The organism is Curtobacterium luteum, from assembly GCF_001475545.1.
Lineage (GTDB): Bacteria > Actinomycetota > Actinomycetes > Actinomycetales > Microbacteriaceae > Curtobacterium > Curtobacterium luteum_A.
On sequence record NZ_LDQC01000192.1, the window covers coordinates 1 to 655 of the forward strand.

Below are 655 nucleotides of genomic sequence, written 5' to 3' on the forward strand. Positions count from 1 at the left end.
CGACGTCGGCGAGGTCGTCCGGGCCGTCGAGCCGGGGCGGACGGTCGACGCCGCAGTGGCGGACGTCGTCGCCTCCTGGCGCACGCGGGTCGACGCCCGCGACTCGTCCGCCGTGGTCGGTGGGCCGCCGCTGCCGCCCTGGGGCCTGCGTCCGGTCACCCCGGTCGTGCGCGAGCGGTCGGACGACGCTGCGCTCACCTGGTCCGTCAAGATCGCCGCGCCCGCCGGACCCGAGGGCGACGGCTGGGGGGACGTGCACTTCGCCGCGGAGCTCGCGGCCGCCCTGGAGCGCCTGGGGCAGCGCGTGCGGATCGACCGCCGTGACGCGCACGTGCGGGACGACGACGGCTCGGACGACGTGACCCTCGTCGTGCGCGGCCTCGACCGCGTCCCGCCGAACCCCGCGTCGGTGAACCTGCTCTGGGTGATCAGCCACCCGGACGACGTCGCGGACACCGAGCTGCGGACCTTCGACCGAGCGTTCGCGGCTGGACCGGCGTGGGCGGCAGCGGCTTCCGAGCGCAGCGGCGCCCGTGTGGAACCGTTGCTGCAGGCGACCGACCCCGCGGTGTTCCGCCCCGGGGCCGCGGGCGTCGGACGAGCGGGGCCCGGGGGAGCGGCTGTCCCTTATACCAATATGACGCTGCCGACGAAA

General features: G+C 76.2%; 1 pseudogene. It reads left to right on the forward strand.

The window, feature by feature from the left end:
• A pseudogene (locus tag NS184_RS18545) lies at positions 1-655 on the forward strand (hypothetical protein); the annotation flags it as partial.